Raw genomic sequence first — 16,426 nt, forward strand, 5'->3', positions numbered from 1 at the left:
ATTACCTACGAGAATATGAATATTGGGTTTTCTTAAAAACAGCCAAATTCTGTTAAAAAAAAAGAAGTAATTGTTAAACCTGATCGTAACCGGTTTAGGAATAACTGTATTGGGGCACTTTACCTATTACCCCATTAAAAAATGTGCGTATGTAGTTTAGGTCTTTAGTGTAATCTCCTGTGGGCCCAAAAGGCTTACTAAATTTAACTTCCTTTTTTCCAAAATCAAAAGCCACTAATACTATGGGCACGTTGGCACTTAATGCAATGTAGTAGAAACCAGTTTTTAGGTCAGTTACTTTTTTACGGGTACCTTCTGGTGCCAAAGCTAACCTAAACACTTTTTTATTATTAAAAATTGCTGCTACGGACTGCACTAGATTACTGTTCTTGGTACGGTCTACGGGAGTACCACCCATCCATCTAAAGAACCATCCATATGGTGGTTTAAATAATGCTTGTTTACCAATAAAATGCATTTTCTTGTTAATGATACTTCTACACAAAACCCCTAAAACAAAATCCATCCAATGGGTATGTGGTATAACGGCAATTACGCATTTTTTAACATCTGGGAATTCGCCATTGAATTTCCAGCCCATTATTTTAAATAGGATTATATGGGACAGCCATTTTGCCATTAAATCTTTTTATAAATGTCGATTAAATCTTCTTTGGAAATTTTAGATTTCCAATCTGGACCTAATGCATTTTCCCATAGCGGCGCCATACCCAACGCAATTTTAGCCATTAGTTCAAATTCAGCATCGGTGCAATTAGCACAAATTCCTTTAGGTAAGGAAATGTTGTGTTTTTGTAGCATTCTATTAAAAAGTGCAACACCTTTTGGATAAAATGCTTCTAAAAACTGAAAAACCAAACAATTACCAATACCATGCTTGGTACTTAAAACATAAGAAAGCCCATAACTCATAGCGTGTGCCACGCCTACCTGAGAATAAGCAATACTCATACCCCCATGCCAAGACGCCATCATTAATTTTTCTTCGGCTTCCACTTTCGGAATATCTTCTAGGAATACCTCTTTACACAAGTCATAGGCCTTTTCACCATAACTTTCACTAAAGGCGTTTAGATAAGTTCCTTCCAAAGATTCTACACAATGGATAAAACAATCCATACCGGTATAAAACCACTGTTCTTTGGGCACAGTAGCTAAAAAATCAGGGTCTAAGACTACTTGGTCATATGTGGTGTGGTCCGAGTTTAATCCCAGTTTTTTCTCTGGCCCCATTAAAACCGCTGTTCTAGAAACCTCTGCACCGGTACCGCTAATAGTAGGTATACCTACATGATACAATCCAGGCCTTTTTATTAAATCCCATCCTTGATAATCGGCAGATGACCCAGGGTTGGTCATTAAAAGGGCAACCGCCTTGGCCATGTCTAAAAGAGTACCGCCTCCAATTCCAATAATTCCAGAAGGCAACTCAGTATAGTCTGTCTTTAACTTGGCTACCAAGGCATCTACTTGTTCTGTTTTAGGTTCTTCTTCTGCAGATATGTAAATAATTTGGTCGTTAAATAACAACGGAATTTTGGAATGTAAATCCGTACCTTCAAAAAAGGCATCTATTAAGTAAATAAATGGAGCCTCAGAATTTCTACGTTTTGGCATTAAGATGGTGTCTAAACTTGTAAAACTACCTCGGCCAAAAACCACTCTGGGCACCATTGGAAAATTCTTGTATGTTTTGATCTGTTCCAGTGTTCTGTTCTTTATAAACCAATCTGGTTTTAATTAAAAAGAGGTATCAGCTCTTTTATCGAATTTAATTTTAGATAATCACTCTCTTGTTCTTCCTTATCGCTTACCGTTTCGTGCACCCAAGTAGTATGGAATGGAATATGAACTGCCTTAGCGCCAAGGTTTATCAAGGGTATAACATCTGACTTTAGTGAATTCCCTACCATTAAAAATTCATCTACATCTATCTCTAAGTGTTCCAAGAGGTTTTTATAATTGCTTTCTTTCTTATCACTTAACACCTCAACATGATGAAAATAGCTGCTTAAACCAGACTTTTCTAACTTGCGTTCTTGGTCTAGCAAATCGCCTTTAGTCAATACAATTAACCGGTAGCCTTTGTCACTCAATGCTTTTAAGGTTTCCGTTACCCCATCTAATAACTCAACGGGTTGGGAAATCATTTTTTTACCCAAATCCAATATCTCTACCAGGGTTTCTTGCGGTATTTTATTTTGCGATAGGTCCAAAGCAGATTCTATCATGGACAATACAAAACCTTTAATTCCATAACCATACAGGTCAAGGTTTTTTATTTCCATTTTAAAAAGCTCTTGGTCTACCTTATTTTTGGTTTCATAGTTTTCTAATAAGGTGGCAAAACGCTCTTCAGTTTCCCTAAAATAGGTTTCGTTTACCCAAAGGGTATCATCTGCATCAAAGCCTATAACCTTTATCTTCTTAAAATCTACTTCCATTCTTTACGTGCTCTTTCCAAATCTTCTGGGGTATCTATTTCTACACCCGTAACATGGGTCTCTACCATTTTTATTTTTTTGCCGTATTCCAAAAAGCGAATGGCTTCAATTTTCTCCGTAGCCTCCAAAGGTAACATGGGTAGTTGTGTAAAATCTTGAATGGCTTGTTTTCTAAAGGCATAAATTCCCTTGTGCTTATAATAAGTAGCCCCACCATTTTTATCTCTTGGAAAAGGAATAGGTGAACGGGAAAAATAAAGTGCAAAATCTTGATTATCTACAATTACTTTAACCGTATTTGGATTTTCTATCTCTTCCCAATCATTAATTGGCGTCATTAGGGATGCCAAATCTATTTCTTTTTGGGTATCCTTTTTAAAGACCTGAATTACCTTTTCTAAACTTTCATGGTCTATAAAAGGTTCGTCTCCCTGTACATTTACCACAATATCAACCTCTATATCTGCAACGGCTTCTGCAATACGATCGCTACCGCTTTCGTGTTCCTTTTTACTCATAATTACGTTACCTCCGTTTTCTTTTATCAAATCGAAGATTTCTTTGCTATCCGTAACTACATAAACAGCTTCAAATAATTTGGTATTAACGGCAGCCTCATAGGTTCTAAGAATAACCGGCTTTCCTGCTAAATCTTGCATTAATTTAGCAGGAAACCTAGAAGCCTTATACCGTGCAGGTATCATGGATATTACCTTCATAAAATTGGGTATGCGTTGTTGTCTTAGTTTTTTAATCGAGGTCTGAGTTTTCTGTAAACCCTAAAAATAATTGCTAAAATTACGATAACTAATATTACTGCAACAATAGGGGCAAAAATAGATGCCGTGGAAACTACTACGGCCGTACCGGTTTCTACCGTAGATACAACCGGATTTGCCAAGCCTCCCGTAGTAGCTGTAGAGGTAAGCCTACCTGCTGCATTGGCACCTTTTATAGCAGAAGCTGTGCCCCCGCCTGCAATAATGGCCAAAGACCAAGTTATAACCGGATCTAAATCTGCAATTGTGGATACCATTACGGCTGTACCAGCAATAGCGGCTAATGGAATAGCCAAGCTATCCAAGGCATTGTCTACCCATGGAATAAAATATGCAAAAATCTCAAAAACAGTTGCTGCACCAAGCGTTAAAACGGCTGCCAGACTTCCAATCCAATTCCAGCTATCATTGAGCTCCCAAACACCAAAATAAGAAGCTAAACTTAGAGCAAAAAGTGGCAAAAAGACCCTAAAACCTGCAGAAGCAGCTAGGCCTACACCTAAAAATATACTAATGATGGTTTCTGAAGTCATGCTAAATGTATTTGTTTAAAAATAGACTATTCGTCTTCAAGAAAAAAATCCTTTTTAAACCCTATTAGGTATAATTTGTTCTTTGCCCTTGTGATTGCGGTATACAACCACCTTAAATTTTCCTTATCCATGCCATTAGGCATGTAGGGTTGCTCCACAAAAACCGTATCCCATTGGCCACCTTGCGATTTATGACAGGTAATGGCATAGCTAAATTTTACTTGCAGTGCATTGAAATACTTATTATTCTTTACACCTAAAAACCGTTTGTAGTTAGATTTTTCATGGGCATAGTCTTGACTTACTTCTTGGTACAACCTATTACCATCTTCATAAGATAAAGAAGGGGTTTCTGCTGCAATGGTATCTAACAGTAAAACCGTTTCAAAAGGTTTTTGGTTGGGGTAATCTACCATCTGTACTTTAACTTCTGCAAATTTAAAGCCATACAACTCCTTTATGGCAAAAAGCTCAAGAATTTCTATGATATCGCCATTGGCAATAAACCCAGCTTCCGAATTTGGTTTGAGCCAGAAATAATTGTTTTTCACCACCATCATAAAATCACCAACAGAGATTTCGTTTTCCAAAAAAAGAATTCTGCTTCTAATGTTCTCGTTAAATAAATTGGCCCTTTTGTTAGACCGTACAATAATCGCAGTTTCTTCCTTACCATTCTCTGCATACGACGTATCTATGGCCTCTTGTACCTCATAACCATCTACCAACCTTGCAATATCTGTAAAACCAGAAACGGAAAACTTAAAATCAGAATAAAACGCATCTTGCAACTGCTCCCTTAAATTGGTGGCATTAAAAAGAATTCCTGAGGTGGTGGATTGCCGCATTACCTCGTCCAATTCTATTTTTTTTACATCCTTATTGTAGTTCAATTCTAATTTACCGGCGTCCAATGCAGGACTCAAATCTAATTTAACCGGTGGCAGCTGGGCCGTATCTCCAATTAAAACCAGCTTACAATTATGACCGCTGTATACGTAAAATATTAAATCGTCTAATAAAGAACCATTTTCAAATAATTTGGAATCTGATGGCGCATCTGGAATCATAGATGCCTCATCTACAATAAAAACAGTATTTCTATGCTTATTAGGCGCAAGGGTAAACTGCACCCCGCCACCCTGTTGTTTTTTAGGAAAATAGATTTTTTTATGTATGGTAAATGCCTGTGTATTAGAATAATTGGTCATAACCTTAGCTGCCCTACCGGTCGGTGCCAATAACACGGCCGTTTTTTTAACTTTCCAAAGACTTTTTACCAAGCTACCTATTATAGTAGTTTTTCCAGTACCTGCATATCCTTTTAATAGAAAAAGTTGTTCTTTGGATTTAGCCATTACAAACTCTGCTAGCTGCCGTAACGTTAAGTCTTGCAGCGAAGTAGGCTTGTGCGGAAATTTATCAATTAAATAAACGTAAAAATTCTCAGGTGTTAGTTGGTCCATACTTGGCCAAAGATAGCCATCATTTTTAGGACAAAAACTTTCATCATTCAAAAAAAATTGTAGATTTGCTTTTAACCACTAAATGTAATTAATACTATATAGAATGAAGACCATTTTACAAATAGCTCTTTGGATTTTATGCGGAGTTTTTGCTTATTTAATCTATCAGTCCGTAATGGCTCCTATTGAGTTTAATAAAGTACGTGAAGAACGTTATGCTGCCGTTATTGCCAAACTTAAGGATATCAGGGATTCTCAAGAGGCCTACAAAAAAGTAAACGGAAAATATGCTAAAGATTTTAATAGCCTAATCCAATTTATAGATACGGCTAACTTTACAATTACCCAGCAACGTGATTCTTCTTTTATGCGTTACGATAAAAGATTCCAGATAGACATGCAGGTAGATACCGTTGTGGTAGATACTTTAGGATTTGTTAAAGTAAAAGATACTTTGTTTGGTAAGGATAACCGTTACACCTCTATGATGAACGTGCCTTACGCTCAAGGAGATGTAAAATTTGATATGAAGACGGATATCATTGAAAAGAGTGGTTTTAAAGCTCCAGTATTTGAAGTAAGCGTTAAAAAAGATGCAATTCTTTACGATCAACCAGATGATTTAAGAGCAAAGGAAAACGCTCATAATAGTGTGGAGGAAGTTAATGGAAATACAATTAAAGTAGGATCATTAACCGAGGTAAGCACCAATGGTAACTGGCCTCCTATCTATGATAGAAAATTAGAAAATTAATGGGGTGACCGATTCTAAGAATAATTTTAAGAAACTGTCCATTCAGGTAAGCTTGAATGGACTTTCTTTTTGTGTACTGGACACTATTTCTAAAAAGATAGAAATGGTAGACCAAGTAACGTTCAAAACAGAGCTTACACCTTACCTTCTTCTAAAAGAATTAAAAGCTAGTATTGAAAAGCATAACCTGGCTGGTGTAGACTTTAACGAGGTGGCGGTTTTACATAGAAACAACCTATTTAGTTTGGTGCCAAAAGCCTTGTTTGATCCTGAAGAATTGGCCAACTACCTAAAATTCAATGCAAAAATTCTAGCAACAGATCAGATTGTTCATGATCAAGTTCCCAACCAGGATATTATTTGTGTTTATGTACCTTTCACCAACATAAACAATTACCTTTTAAACCTATTTGGGTCATTTGAATTTAAACATTCTAGTTTGGCCGTAATACAAACCCTACTAGCAGAAAATAAACAGCAAAAAACCTGCTACGTTCATGTTACGCCCAAAACCCTAGAAATCTGTGTTATTGAACACAAACAACTTAAGTTATACAATCAATTTGATTATATCTCTAAGGAAGATTTTCTTTACTACATTCTTTTCACCTATGAACAATTGGGCTTAGATACGGAAAAAGTGCCCTGCCATTTGTTTGGAAGTATAGACACTACAGACGAAAATTTTATTCTTACCGAAAAGTACATTAAAGAAATACATTTAGCCGAACCTGAAAATACCGCTTACGAACTGGAGGTTCACCAAAAAACAGCGATAGACTTAACACTATTAAGCGCTTTATAAATGCGAATAATATCTGGAAAATATAAAGGTAAAAGGCTAGTAGCCCCTAAAAAACTACCCGTAAGGCCAACAACGGACATGGCCAAGGAAAGCCTATTTAATATTTTACGAAACAGATATTATTTAGAAGATTTACAAGTGTTAGACCTTTTTGCAGGAACCGGAAACATAAGTTTTGAATTTGCTTCTAGAGGAACAAAGCAAATAACCGCCGTAGAACAACACATGGGCTGTATTAAATACATTCAAAAAACAGCACAAGAACTAGGTTTTCCAATAGAAGTGTTAAAAATAGATGTATACAAATTCTTGGAACGTCACAGGCTGCAGTATGACTTTATTTTTGCCGATCCACCCTATGATTTTACTCAAGAACAATTTGCTAAAATTCCTGAATTAATTTTTAAGAACGAATTGTTACTGCCAGAAGGCATTTTGGTAGTAGAGCACAGCCCACAAACTAAAATGGACCAGCTACCTAACTTTTTAGAAGACAGAAAGTACGGTAGTAATGTTTTCAGTTTTTTTGGGTTGGAAGAAGAAGAATAGGTAAATAAAATCCATAAATACCTTATTAGCATTACAAAACCTCTTTTAACCATTCTGAGATAAACAAAATGGAAAAAACGCCTAACTACATAGTCTATACATACTCTTGCTCAATAAGTTATTAGCTTCCAAAAAAAGCAGGCCATAAGCCGGATTCTGTTCCCAAAAAGGGTCCTTATCATTTATCTAGCCTTAAAATTACTTTTAAGATCTAACCGCCTACCCTCCAACTTGGGCGTGCAACCCTCAAGCGTTGGTATACATGACGTTGCACCACATAGAGTTTACCTGATTTCACTACAGCCTAACTGTACTTGCTTTCTGTTGCACTGGTCCTCGCCTTTCGACGGACGGGCGTTACCCGCTATGTTGCACTGCGGTGTCCGGACTTTCCTCTCCCGTGCTAGGCACGGCAGCGATAAGGTGGCCTGCAACAGGCAAAGATACTTTAATTGTTAATAAAAAGGTGAATGCCTTTAGATTTGTTATCAATACGAAAGCACTTCAATTTTTATATTTGTAAAGCATATTAATATTAGCGTTTGGAACCATTTATTGTATCTGCCAGAAAGTATAGACCCAAGACCTTTAAAGATGTGGTAGGCCAACAGGCCATAACCAACACTTTAGAGAATGCAATTGCCAATAACCATTTGGCACAAGCACTTTTGTTTTGCGGTCCAAGAGGTGTTGGTAAGACTACCTGTGCCCGTATTTTGGCGAAAAAAATAAACCAAGATGGTACCGAAAGCGAAGAAGAAGATTTCGCCTTTAATATTTTTGAACTTGATGCGGCCTCTAACAATTCTGTGGATGACATTAGAAACTTAATTGATCAGGTTAGAATACCGCCGCAAACCGGTAAATACAAGGTGTATATAATAGATGAGGTACATATGCTATCTCAATCTGCTTTTAACGCCTTTTTAAAAACGTTGGAAGAACCTCCAAAGCATGCTATTTTTATACTGGCTACCACGGAAAAGCATAAAATAATACCTACCATATTATCTCGCTGTCAAATATTTGATTTTAAACGTATAACCGTTAAAGACGCGGCAGAATATTTAAAATACATTGCAGAAGAACAAGGAATAAATGCAGAGGACGACGCCTTGCATATTATTGCCCAGAAGGCCGATGGCGCTATGCGAGATGCGCTTTCTATTTTTGATCGTGTGGTAAGTTTTTCCGGCAATGAGCTAACCCGTCAGGCAGTTACAGAAAACCTCAACGTTTTAGATTACGATACCTTTTTTAAGGCAACGGATTTTATGTTGGAAAACAATATCCCCTCTCTTCTACTTCATTTTAATAAGACCTTAGCTTTAGGCTTTGATGGGCATCATTTTATTACCGGTTTGGCCACCCATTTTAGGGATTTATTGGTAAGTCAACACCCAGATACCCATATTTTATTAGAGGTGGGGGAAGGTGCCAAAGCCAAATATTTAGAACAGGCCAAACAATTTAAAAGACCATTGCTGCTAAACGCCTTGGAACTGGCCAATACATGTGATTTGCAATATAAAACCAGTAAAAACCAAAGGTTATTAGTAGAACTTTGCTTAATGAAATTAGCATCGTTGAGTTTTGATGCTGAAAAAAAAAAGTCTGATTTCATAATACCTGCCACTCATTTTAGGGGCCAACCATTTACCAAAGCTTCCAAAAATTATAGTATAACAGAGGAGGTTTCCCAACCCGGCAGTAATATCCAGGTGGCCAAAGAAAAAGAAGTAGTACAACCTACAATAAAATCAGAAACCGGAGCTGCGCAAACAACAAATACCCAAAGCGTAGAGGAACCAAAAAAAGCCGGTATTTCTATAACTGAACGTAAAAAGCGAGTTTCTGGCTTGTCTTTATCCAGCATAAAAGCTAAAAAAGTACATGAATCCCAAAAGGTAGATGAAGTAGACCATAAAAATCTACCTACAAAACCTTTTGAGGAAAAAGAAATGCAACGCCACTGGAATGATTTTGTGGACAAAATTGAAAAGAACGGCAAAAAGATATTAGCTTCTAATTTACAAGCAGATAAACCAAGAAAAAAAGGAGAACATACCTTATGGATAGAGCTACCCAACAGCACCATGAAAAAAGAGGTAGAACGGGAACAAGGACCATTAATTCAATACCTGAGAGAAAAATTACAGAATTATAATATAGAACTCCAAATATCTGTAAATGAAGAGGTGGCTAAAAAATTTGCATTTACCCCACAGGAAAAATTTGAAAAACTACGAGAAAAAAACCCTGCCCTAGATATTCTCAGAAGGGAATTTGATTTAGACTTTTAAGTTTTTCCAAATTTTATACGTAACGCATAAACTAACATTACAACAGCAGCAATTAGTGAGCCTAAAGATTCACGAGCCAACTCTATATTATTAGTTTTCATGCCTTGATCCAACTGCACCCCTTCAAATACATCTGGCCAGTAAATTACAGTTAATGTAATATAGAATGCCATTAAAAATAAAGCCTGATATACTTTAAGCGCATTAAAAATGAACAATATTGAAGCTAACAACGCCATAGCATAAATAATTACCCATTTAAAAGCATCAGGATCATTAAACTGTACTACTATAGCAAAGCCGAATAGGATGGCAAACAAGCCTGCTAAAACTTTAAAAAATACATTCATACTTAAGATAAAATATGGTTTTTTAGTTGATTATAAACTGCTGTGGCCGCAATTTCAGATTGCAAATCCAACTGATTGGCATTACTAATAAATACAGGCCAATCTGCCTTATCTTCTGGCCTTCTACCATGAGAACCTTTTATCAATTCCGCTTTCAGTGGTATTACATCTAAAACACTCCTAAATCCTAGTTTCTTTTTGGCCAACTTCCAAGCTACTTTTGCCATAATTGCTTTATCCTTGGGGTCGGTAAGCATCTCTACAGGATCATAACCAGGTTTTTTATGTATGTCTACCATACGTGCGTAATCCGGAGCCTTTTCATCATCTTCCCAAAAGTAATACGTAAACCAACTAGTACTATTTGCCACTAAAACAAAATCACCTGTACGTTCGTGGTCCAATCCCGCCTTATTCAATTCAGCTTTAGGAATTACTTCTTCTACTCCATTAATTTTCTTTAAGATAGAAGCTACCAACGGTAGCTTTTCTTTGTTTTTGACATAAACATGTGCAATTTGGTGATCTGCCACTGCAAAAGCTTCACTTGCCCCTGCATCTAATAGCTCCAAGCCGCGCTCTACGCGGATACCCAATAAATTAGCTTTTCTTAAATGTCTGTTTAGATGAATGGGATTAGAAACATCTGTTATACCATACTCAGATAACAAAATTACGTTGGCATGCTGTGCTTCGTAATAAGTAACAAGTTTGGCCACTTCCCTATCAATTTCCTTTAAATCATTTTTAATTATTTCAAAATTGAGACCGTAGCGCTGCATGTTATAATCCAAATGTGGCAAATACACCAAGGTAAGCGTAGGATTATACTTTTTATCGGTCTCTATAGTGGCATCTACAATCCATTTACTGGATTTAATACTAGTTTTTGGCCCCCAAAATTGAAACAAAGGAAACGTTCCCAGTTGCCCCTGCAATTCATCTCGTAAGGACGCTGGATTGCTATATACATCTGGAATCTTGCGGCCATCTGCTAAATAATTTGGTCTAGGAGTTACGCTATAATCTACATTAGAATACATGTTGTACCACCAAAACATATTGGCACAAGTAAATTTACGGTCCATGCGTTTTAATTCGTCCCATATTTTTGGGGCCTGCACCAATGCGTTGGATTGGCGCCAAAATTTAACCTCGTATTCGTCTTTAAAATACCACCCATTACCAACAATACCGTGCTCAGAAGGTAATTTCCCTGTTAGGTATGTGCTTTGGGCACTACAAGTTACGGCAGGTAAAACCGGTTCTATAACAGCCGTTTTTCCTTTAGCCACAAATTCACTGATAAAAGGAGTATATTCCCCAATTAAACGTTGGCTTAACCCTACTACATTAATTACAACGGTCTTTTTCATTATAGCCTATTTTTCATCCAATGTAACTCTCTTGCAATTGAATCTACCAAAGGTAATTTTAAGGCCTGTGGTAGCACGTCCCATGTATAGGTTTCAACTTCCAAATGATTACTGATAGGGTTAGTTTTTAACAAGGACAATACTTTTAAAATTTGGTCTTGGGTAGATTTTAATACACCATAATCCTCTAAAAAAATAGGAACATGAAAGTGTGAGCGCAATTCTGTAAAAGGGGCTTTCTTTTCTAATATTAAGGGCAAATCGTTATAAGTAACAACATTACCTGCTTTCTCTTCCGTTACTTGGTGCAAGTAAACCGGCTCGTTAAACTCTTCTAGTGTTTTCCATATAATGTCTATTTGGTTTTCGTCGTATATTACCTTCAAGGCCGCACTTACCTGTATCTTCCCAATTACTATACCTGCTTTTTGCATTTGCTCAAAAGTAAATTCCGGTTCTTCAAAAGCTAACGCATAATGGCAAACATCGTAGCATAGTGTTATATACCTTTTTACCAAAGCGGTAATTTCGATTTCTGTTTTACCTGAATTTTTAAAATAAACTAGTGCTTCCGGAATTAAATAATCTTTATAAAAGGAAAGGACCTCAGAGGTATTTTCTAAAAACCCATCCGGCTCAGGCTCTACATCTAAATGCATATAACGCCCAGTATCGTTCTCTAGACGCTTTAAATAATCTGCAATACGAACCATGTTCCTAGCACCCTCTTTAAAAGTTATAGCTTTAGAAGCTTCGGTTTTATGCCAATGTTTATACGAAATTGGAGAAGTAGAAATACCAGCTTCCATGTTGGCAGGGGCCAAAAAAGCCAGTTGACCAAACAAACGTTGTGTGTATTTTACCCTGTCTTCCGTAGTCCAATCCGGTGCGTGTACTTTGTCTTTTACTGGTTCACCATGAAAATTTCCGTATGGAAAACCATTCATGGTAAAAACATAGCATTCTTCTTGATTAAGCCAATTTTTAAATTGAATCAGATTATCCTTTTCCCCCAATTCCAAGCTTGCCTTATTACTCAATCTTAGACCTAACCCCATTTTTTTGTTAGGTGAAACGCTTTGTTTTAAAGCGGGTAAATTTTGTTGTATGGATTTAAACGTTTCAGTCCAATCACCCCCTGCATGGATGTTGGTACAATAGGTTAAATGTCTATTATTTATTTCCATACTTCTTTTTAGTTCTTAATTAATGAAGGCGGCAATTGCTTTCTCCATTACCGGATAATCTATTTGATGCACATCCACTTTGGTTCCAATAGCATTGATTAAAGTAATGGTCAATTCGCCACCTAAATGCTCTCTAAATTCTTCAATCCCTTTTAATAACTCTTTAATTTGAGCCTGCTCAATTGGTATTCTTAAGTCAAAACCTATTCTTTCCAAAACTTGTATAATCTGTTCCTTTTCAGCTTTAGAGAGCAGTCCAAGGAAATGGGCATATGTAACATCTATAGCCATACCAATTGCCACCGCTTCACCATGGCGCAAGTGGTAATTGGTCATGTACTCAAGTTTATGTGCCGCCCAGTGCCCAAAATCCAACGGGCGTGAAGAACCACTTTCAAATGGATCCCCTCCTTTTGATATATGCTCCATGTGCAATGCCGCACATGTATGTATCAATTCCGCCATGGGTTCTAATTTTCTAGTTGCCAATTGCTCTGCGGAATTCGCTATGGATTCAAAAAATGTTTTGTCTTTAATTAATGCAACCTTAATTGCCTCTGCTATGCCAGAAATCCAATCTCGCTGTTCTAGTGTTTTTAGAAAATCCAAATCGTTAATAATGGCATAGGGCAAAGAAAAGGTTCCCAAAAAATTCTTTTTTCCAAAGGCGTTAATACTATTTTTTACACCTACAGCGGCATCGTTCTGTGCCAATACAGTAGTAGGTATGCGTATTAATTTAACACCCCTATGTGCAATTGTAGCAGCGTAACCTACCATATCTATTAGAGCGCCACCGCCAATTGCCACTACAAAAGAATGTCTACAAATTGCAAAATCGTTAATTGCCGCTAAAATAGTTTGGGTGTGTTTTGGTTCTTTTTTGGCAATCTCCCCACCGGGAACCACCATAGCGGTTGTAAATTGTAACTGATTTGGATTTTCTTTACAATAAGCTTTAATCTGACTAACCAATTTTGGGTGAAATCGGCTAACCTTATCATCGATAACAAATAGACATTTGATAGGCCGATTTGGAGCATAATTTTGAATTATTGTACAAAACAAAGGATTATCCGATTGAAATACCGAAGATGTAAAATGCAACTCATACTGGTAATTTACCTGAAAAGCTTGTTTAATGGTTGTAAGTTTATTAAAATCCATAGTTAAGTAACAGCAAATTTTTTAGCCAATAGGATAGATAGTGGTAAAAGCAATACTATGGCAATGCCGTACACTATACTGGTAAAACCTACTGCCATAGCCGCATCTAATAGCACAATTGATAATACACCTGCTTTAACCGACTTTTTGATATTCTGAGGCGTATTGTTGGTGTATGCCCTAATTAAAGGTAAAAACACAATAAATGCGAAAAGAACAATAAAAAACAAATAAGATATACCTTCGTTTAAACTATAAAACTGATTTAATACAATTATAGCAACTATTACCAAAGTGTATAACAGACCGGCAAAAACAATGTTACGTTTGTTCTTGCCATGTACTTCCCCTCTACTAATCAATGTAACCGCAAAGATAAAAACAACGGGGATTAACGCATACAACCAATTATCTAATTGATTAACATAGATTATTCCCATAAATAAATTAAGCCCCCTACAAATACCCATATTCAAAGGGCCTAAAAATGAATGGTGTTTAGCCACTCTATCATAAGACAATATAGCCGTTGCCAGTGCCATGGATACCACGCCACATTCTAATTTTACCATAAAGGCACAAATAATACCAATTATGAGCAGGGCATAACCAAAAACTAAGGCATTTTTGTAAGCAACTCGTCCGCTAGGTATTGGTCTTTCCGGCCTTTCTTTTTTATCCAATTCAAAATCATAAACATCATTTAATACTACCCCCCCAGCATATAAGAATACCGAAGCAAAAACCAGTAAAATAAGATTAAAATTTAATAAACTTGGAAATTCAAAATAATCCAAACTTCCAAACAATCCAGAAATGGCTAACCCTGCTAAAACGTCTGCTGCTGCCGTAGGCAAATTTGCTGGCCTACATAATTGTAAATAGGCCTTTAAATCGGTACCCATTAAATTATTTTATTATTTTCAACCTTTGGCTCTTGGCCCCTTAATACACTATTGTCATTATACAATTTTCGCTGATCAATAGCCTCGGGACTTAACCAATGTTCTGGTTTCATTTTCCCAGAACGACCAAAGAAGTCAAGCGCATTCTGGTAACAAGTTTTGACCACATCTTCGCGACCAATACCGTTTTGCAGCATTAAGTTTGCTGTTTTAGGTACCGCTAAAGGATCACTAACTCCCCAATCGGCAGAACTATCAACAATAATATTAGTACTTCCAAATTTACGCACTACTTCTACCATACGTTGATTACCCATCTTGGTTTTAGGATAAATGGTAAAAGCTGCTATAAAACCTTTATCCAAAACCGATTTAACGGTTTCTTCGTTGTTATGATCAATCACTACCATACCTGGATCTAGACCATGTTCCAGACAAACCTCCATACTTTTTAAGGTACCCGCTTTCTTATCTCTGTGCGGGGTATGTACTTGAACCATCATGTTAAACGTCTTGGCAAGTTCTAACTGCTCTCTAAAAAAACGGTCTTCTGCCGGTGTTTGGTCATCATATCCAATTTCACCTATTCCAACAACATTATCTTTATGTAGATATAATGGCAATAAGTCCATTACTTCTTCCGCCAAAGGAATATTATTGGCTTCTTTAGAATTTAAGCCTATAGTACAGTAATGCTTAATCCCAAATTGAGATGCCCTAAAAGGTTCCCACCCTACTAGACTACTAAAATAATCTTGAAAAGACCCAACTTGGGTTCTGGGCTGCCCCAACCAGAAAGAAGGTTCTATAACCGCAACTACTCCAGCTGCAGCCATGGCTTCATAATCATCCGTGGTCCTAGATGTCATGTGTACATGGGGATCAATAATCATTAATTTTTCTTCTTCCATCTTAAATATTTTGCCAGGTTAATTTACCGCTTATGGCATCTTCCTGAAATTCATTGTTTTCTTTTAACAGCTTTTTGGCACTTTCATCTGTTGCCCTTTGGCATACCAAAGTCGCCGCCTTTCTTTCTCTAATATTTGTACTAGAAAAAAGTCTTTCCAAGTCTTTTAAAACATGATCATCTACAAATTTGGAGACAGGCCTCCAGAATAAAGGATCAATAGTACGGCCTGCCGCCCAACGTTCATGTGCATAATCTAAAATTATCCGGGTTAAATCCTTATTTGCTCTTTTATCTACATCAAGAATTTTAGTCAAATCTTGCTGCATAAAGGCAGCTTTTAGATACATTTGGTTCCACTCCGCATCGTTAAAATAAGCCCCAGGATAAGGATTCTGTTGAGATATTGCATTAAAAACAGTTGCAATGTTGGTTCTTAAGGCTTCCACGCCCGCAAACTTATAATCTACAGCATTAGGCAATAAGTACAAGTGTTTTAAAAAAGCTTCCAACTCCGTTTTATCTGCAACTTGTATAAGTTGCTGCACTGCTTTTACAAAAGTTGGCTCTTTTAGTAATATTGTTTGCAATAAGTACAACCGAGCGGCTTCTAACAGCGTGGTATTAACGTATAATTGTTGTTGGTCAAATTCCAAATCAAACCTTATATTCTCATTAAAATGCATAGCGCATAGACTATAAGTTATATATAGTTTTTGCTTTGATTTAGTATTAAGAATAGTATCGATTTCTTGCCGCAACCAAGAAAGCTGCTTTTCTGTTCCGTTACTCAATAAAATATCCTCTAGATATTTGTTAGCGGATAAACTCATAAAAGGTTAGAATCTGTTGGTCTTACAAATATAACAGTCTATAA

Annotated in this window: 17 protein-coding genes and 1 other RNA gene; 4 read left to right on the forward strand and 14 right to left on the reverse strand. The window is 36.7% G+C overall.

The genetic code is table 11. The features are described from left to right. Positions 1-94: 94 nt before the first annotated feature. The 6 genes from ACXAGS_RS12375 to ACXAGS_RS12400 all read right to left on the reverse strand — a co-directional run bounded on the left by ACXAGS_RS12375 (position 95) and on the right by ACXAGS_RS12400 (position 5,243). On the reverse strand, positions 95-640 hold the full coding sequence (locus ACXAGS_RS12375; RefSeq protein ID WP_474907112.1) for a 1-acyl-sn-glycerol-3-phosphate acyltransferase: 546 nt from the start codon (positions 638-640) through the stop codon (positions 95-97). Continuing rightward, positions 640-1,695, reverse strand: coding sequence for an iron-containing alcohol dehydrogenase family protein (locus ACXAGS_RS12380; RefSeq protein WP_474907114.1), 1,056 nt, complete (start codon positions 1,693-1,695; stop codon positions 640-642). Before ACXAGS_RS12380 ends, ACXAGS_RS12375 begins: the two co-directional genes overlap by 1 nt. 62 nt (positions 1,696-1,757) lie before the next feature. Further along, positions 1,758-2,465, reverse strand: coding sequence for an HAD family hydrolase (locus ACXAGS_RS12385; protein ID WP_474907115.1), 708 nt, complete (start codon positions 2,463-2,465; stop codon positions 1,758-1,760). Further along, positions 2,456-3,184 carry a 3-deoxy-manno-octulosonate cytidylyltransferase gene (kdsB, locus tag ACXAGS_RS12390; protein ID WP_474907116.1) on the reverse strand — a complete coding sequence of 243 codons (729 nt, stop codon included), beginning with the start codon at positions 3,182-3,184 and terminating at the stop codon, positions 2,456-2,458. The genes ACXAGS_RS12385 and kdsB overlap by 10 nt, the downstream gene beginning before the upstream one ends. A gap of 23 nt (positions 3,185-3,207) precedes the next feature. Further along, on the reverse strand, positions 3,208-3,777 hold the full coding sequence (locus tag ACXAGS_RS12395; RefSeq protein ID WP_474907118.1) for a DUF4126 domain-containing protein: 570 nt from the start codon (positions 3,775-3,777) through the stop codon (positions 3,208-3,210). Between the two features lie 26 nt (positions 3,778-3,803). Continuing rightward, positions 3,804-5,243, reverse strand: a complete 1,440-nt coding sequence (locus tag ACXAGS_RS12400) for an ATP-dependent DNA helicase (RefSeq protein WP_474907119.1) — start codon at positions 5,241-5,243, stop codon at positions 3,804-3,806. A gap of 103 nt (positions 5,244-5,346) precedes the next feature. Here ACXAGS_RS12400 and ACXAGS_RS12405 point away from each other — a divergent pair, with 103 nt between their 5' ends. From ACXAGS_RS12405 to rsmD, 3 genes are read left to right on the forward strand one after another with little or no spacing between them, the layout of a single operon-like run. Continuing rightward, entirely contained in the window at positions 5,347-5,997 is a 651-nt protein-coding gene (locus ACXAGS_RS12405; RefSeq protein ID WP_474907121.1) for a hypothetical protein, read from the forward strand. Positions 5,998-6,001: 4 nt separating this feature from the next. Next, the gene (locus ACXAGS_RS12410; protein ID WP_474907122.1) at positions 6,002-6,802 is read left to right on the forward strand and encodes a DUF3822 family protein; all 801 of its coding nucleotides are present in this window, start codon (positions 6,002-6,004) and stop codon (positions 6,800-6,802) included. After that, positions 6,803-7,351, forward strand: a complete 549-nt coding sequence (gene rsmD / locus ACXAGS_RS12415) for a 16S rRNA (guanine(966)-N(2))-methyltransferase RsmD (RefSeq protein ID WP_474907124.1) — start codon at positions 6,803-6,805, stop codon at positions 7,349-7,351. It abuts the gene before it with no gap. A gap of 130 nt (positions 7,352-7,481) precedes the next feature. On the opposite strand, the gene rnpB is transcribed toward rsmD, so the two are convergent. Next, an RNA gene (gene rnpB, locus ACXAGS_RS12420) (RNase P RNA component class A) lies at positions 7,482-7,786 on the reverse strand. Between the two features lie 107 nt (positions 7,787-7,893). On the opposite strand from rnpB, the gene ACXAGS_RS12425 reads away from it, so the two are divergent. Next, positions 7,894-9,654 carry a DNA polymerase III subunit gamma/tau gene (locus ACXAGS_RS12425; RefSeq protein WP_474907125.1) on the forward strand — a complete coding sequence of 587 codons (1,761 nt, stop codon included), beginning with the start codon at positions 7,894-7,896 and terminating at the stop codon, positions 9,652-9,654. Here ACXAGS_RS12425 and ACXAGS_RS12430 read toward each other — a convergent pair. The 7 genes from ACXAGS_RS12430 to ACXAGS_RS12460 are packed head-to-tail and all read right to left on the reverse strand — an operon-like array spanning position 9,651 to position 16,382. Further along, positions 9,651-10,004, reverse strand: a complete 354-nt coding sequence (locus ACXAGS_RS12430) for a transmembrane 220 family protein (RefSeq protein ID WP_474907126.1) — start codon at positions 10,002-10,004, stop codon at positions 9,651-9,653. The genes ACXAGS_RS12425 and ACXAGS_RS12430 overlap by 4 nt on opposite strands. Positions 10,005-10,006: 2 nt before the next feature. Beyond that, the gene (locus ACXAGS_RS12435) at positions 10,007-11,380 is read right to left on the reverse strand and encodes an alkaline phosphatase family protein (protein ID WP_474907128.1); all 1,374 of its coding nucleotides are present in this window, start codon (positions 11,378-11,380) and stop codon (positions 10,007-10,009) included. After that, positions 11,380-12,567, reverse strand: a complete 1,188-nt coding sequence (gene eboE, locus ACXAGS_RS12440) for a metabolite traffic protein EboE (protein WP_474907130.1) — start codon at positions 12,565-12,567, stop codon at positions 11,380-11,382. The genes ACXAGS_RS12435 and eboE overlap by 1 nt, the downstream gene beginning before the upstream one ends. Positions 12,568-12,582: 15 nt before the next feature. Continuing rightward, positions 12,583-13,734 (reverse strand): 3-dehydroquinate synthase, encoded by a 1,152-nt coding sequence (locus tag ACXAGS_RS12445; RefSeq protein ID WP_474907132.1) that lies wholly within the window; start codon positions 13,732-13,734, stop codon positions 12,583-12,585. A gap of 2 nt (positions 13,735-13,736) precedes the next feature. Beyond that, on the reverse strand, positions 13,737-14,639 hold the full coding sequence (eboC, locus tag ACXAGS_RS12450; RefSeq protein WP_474907133.1) for a UbiA-like protein EboC: 903 nt from the start codon (positions 14,637-14,639) through the stop codon (positions 13,737-13,739). Then, positions 14,639-15,550, reverse strand: coding sequence for a TatD family hydrolase (locus ACXAGS_RS12455; RefSeq protein ID WP_474907134.1), 912 nt, complete (start codon positions 15,548-15,550; stop codon positions 14,639-14,641). The genes eboC and ACXAGS_RS12455 overlap by 1 nt, the downstream gene beginning before the upstream one ends. 1 nt (position 15,551) lies before the next feature. Beyond that, positions 15,552-16,382: an EboA domain-containing protein gene (locus tag ACXAGS_RS12460; RefSeq protein ID WP_474907135.1), complete on the reverse strand. Its 831-nt coding sequence runs from the start codon at positions 16,380-16,382 to the stop codon at positions 15,552-15,554. Between the last annotated feature and the right edge of the window lie 44 nt (positions 16,383-16,426).

The sequence above is a fragment of the Croceivirga sp. ABH4_376 genome (assembly GCF_056160685.1).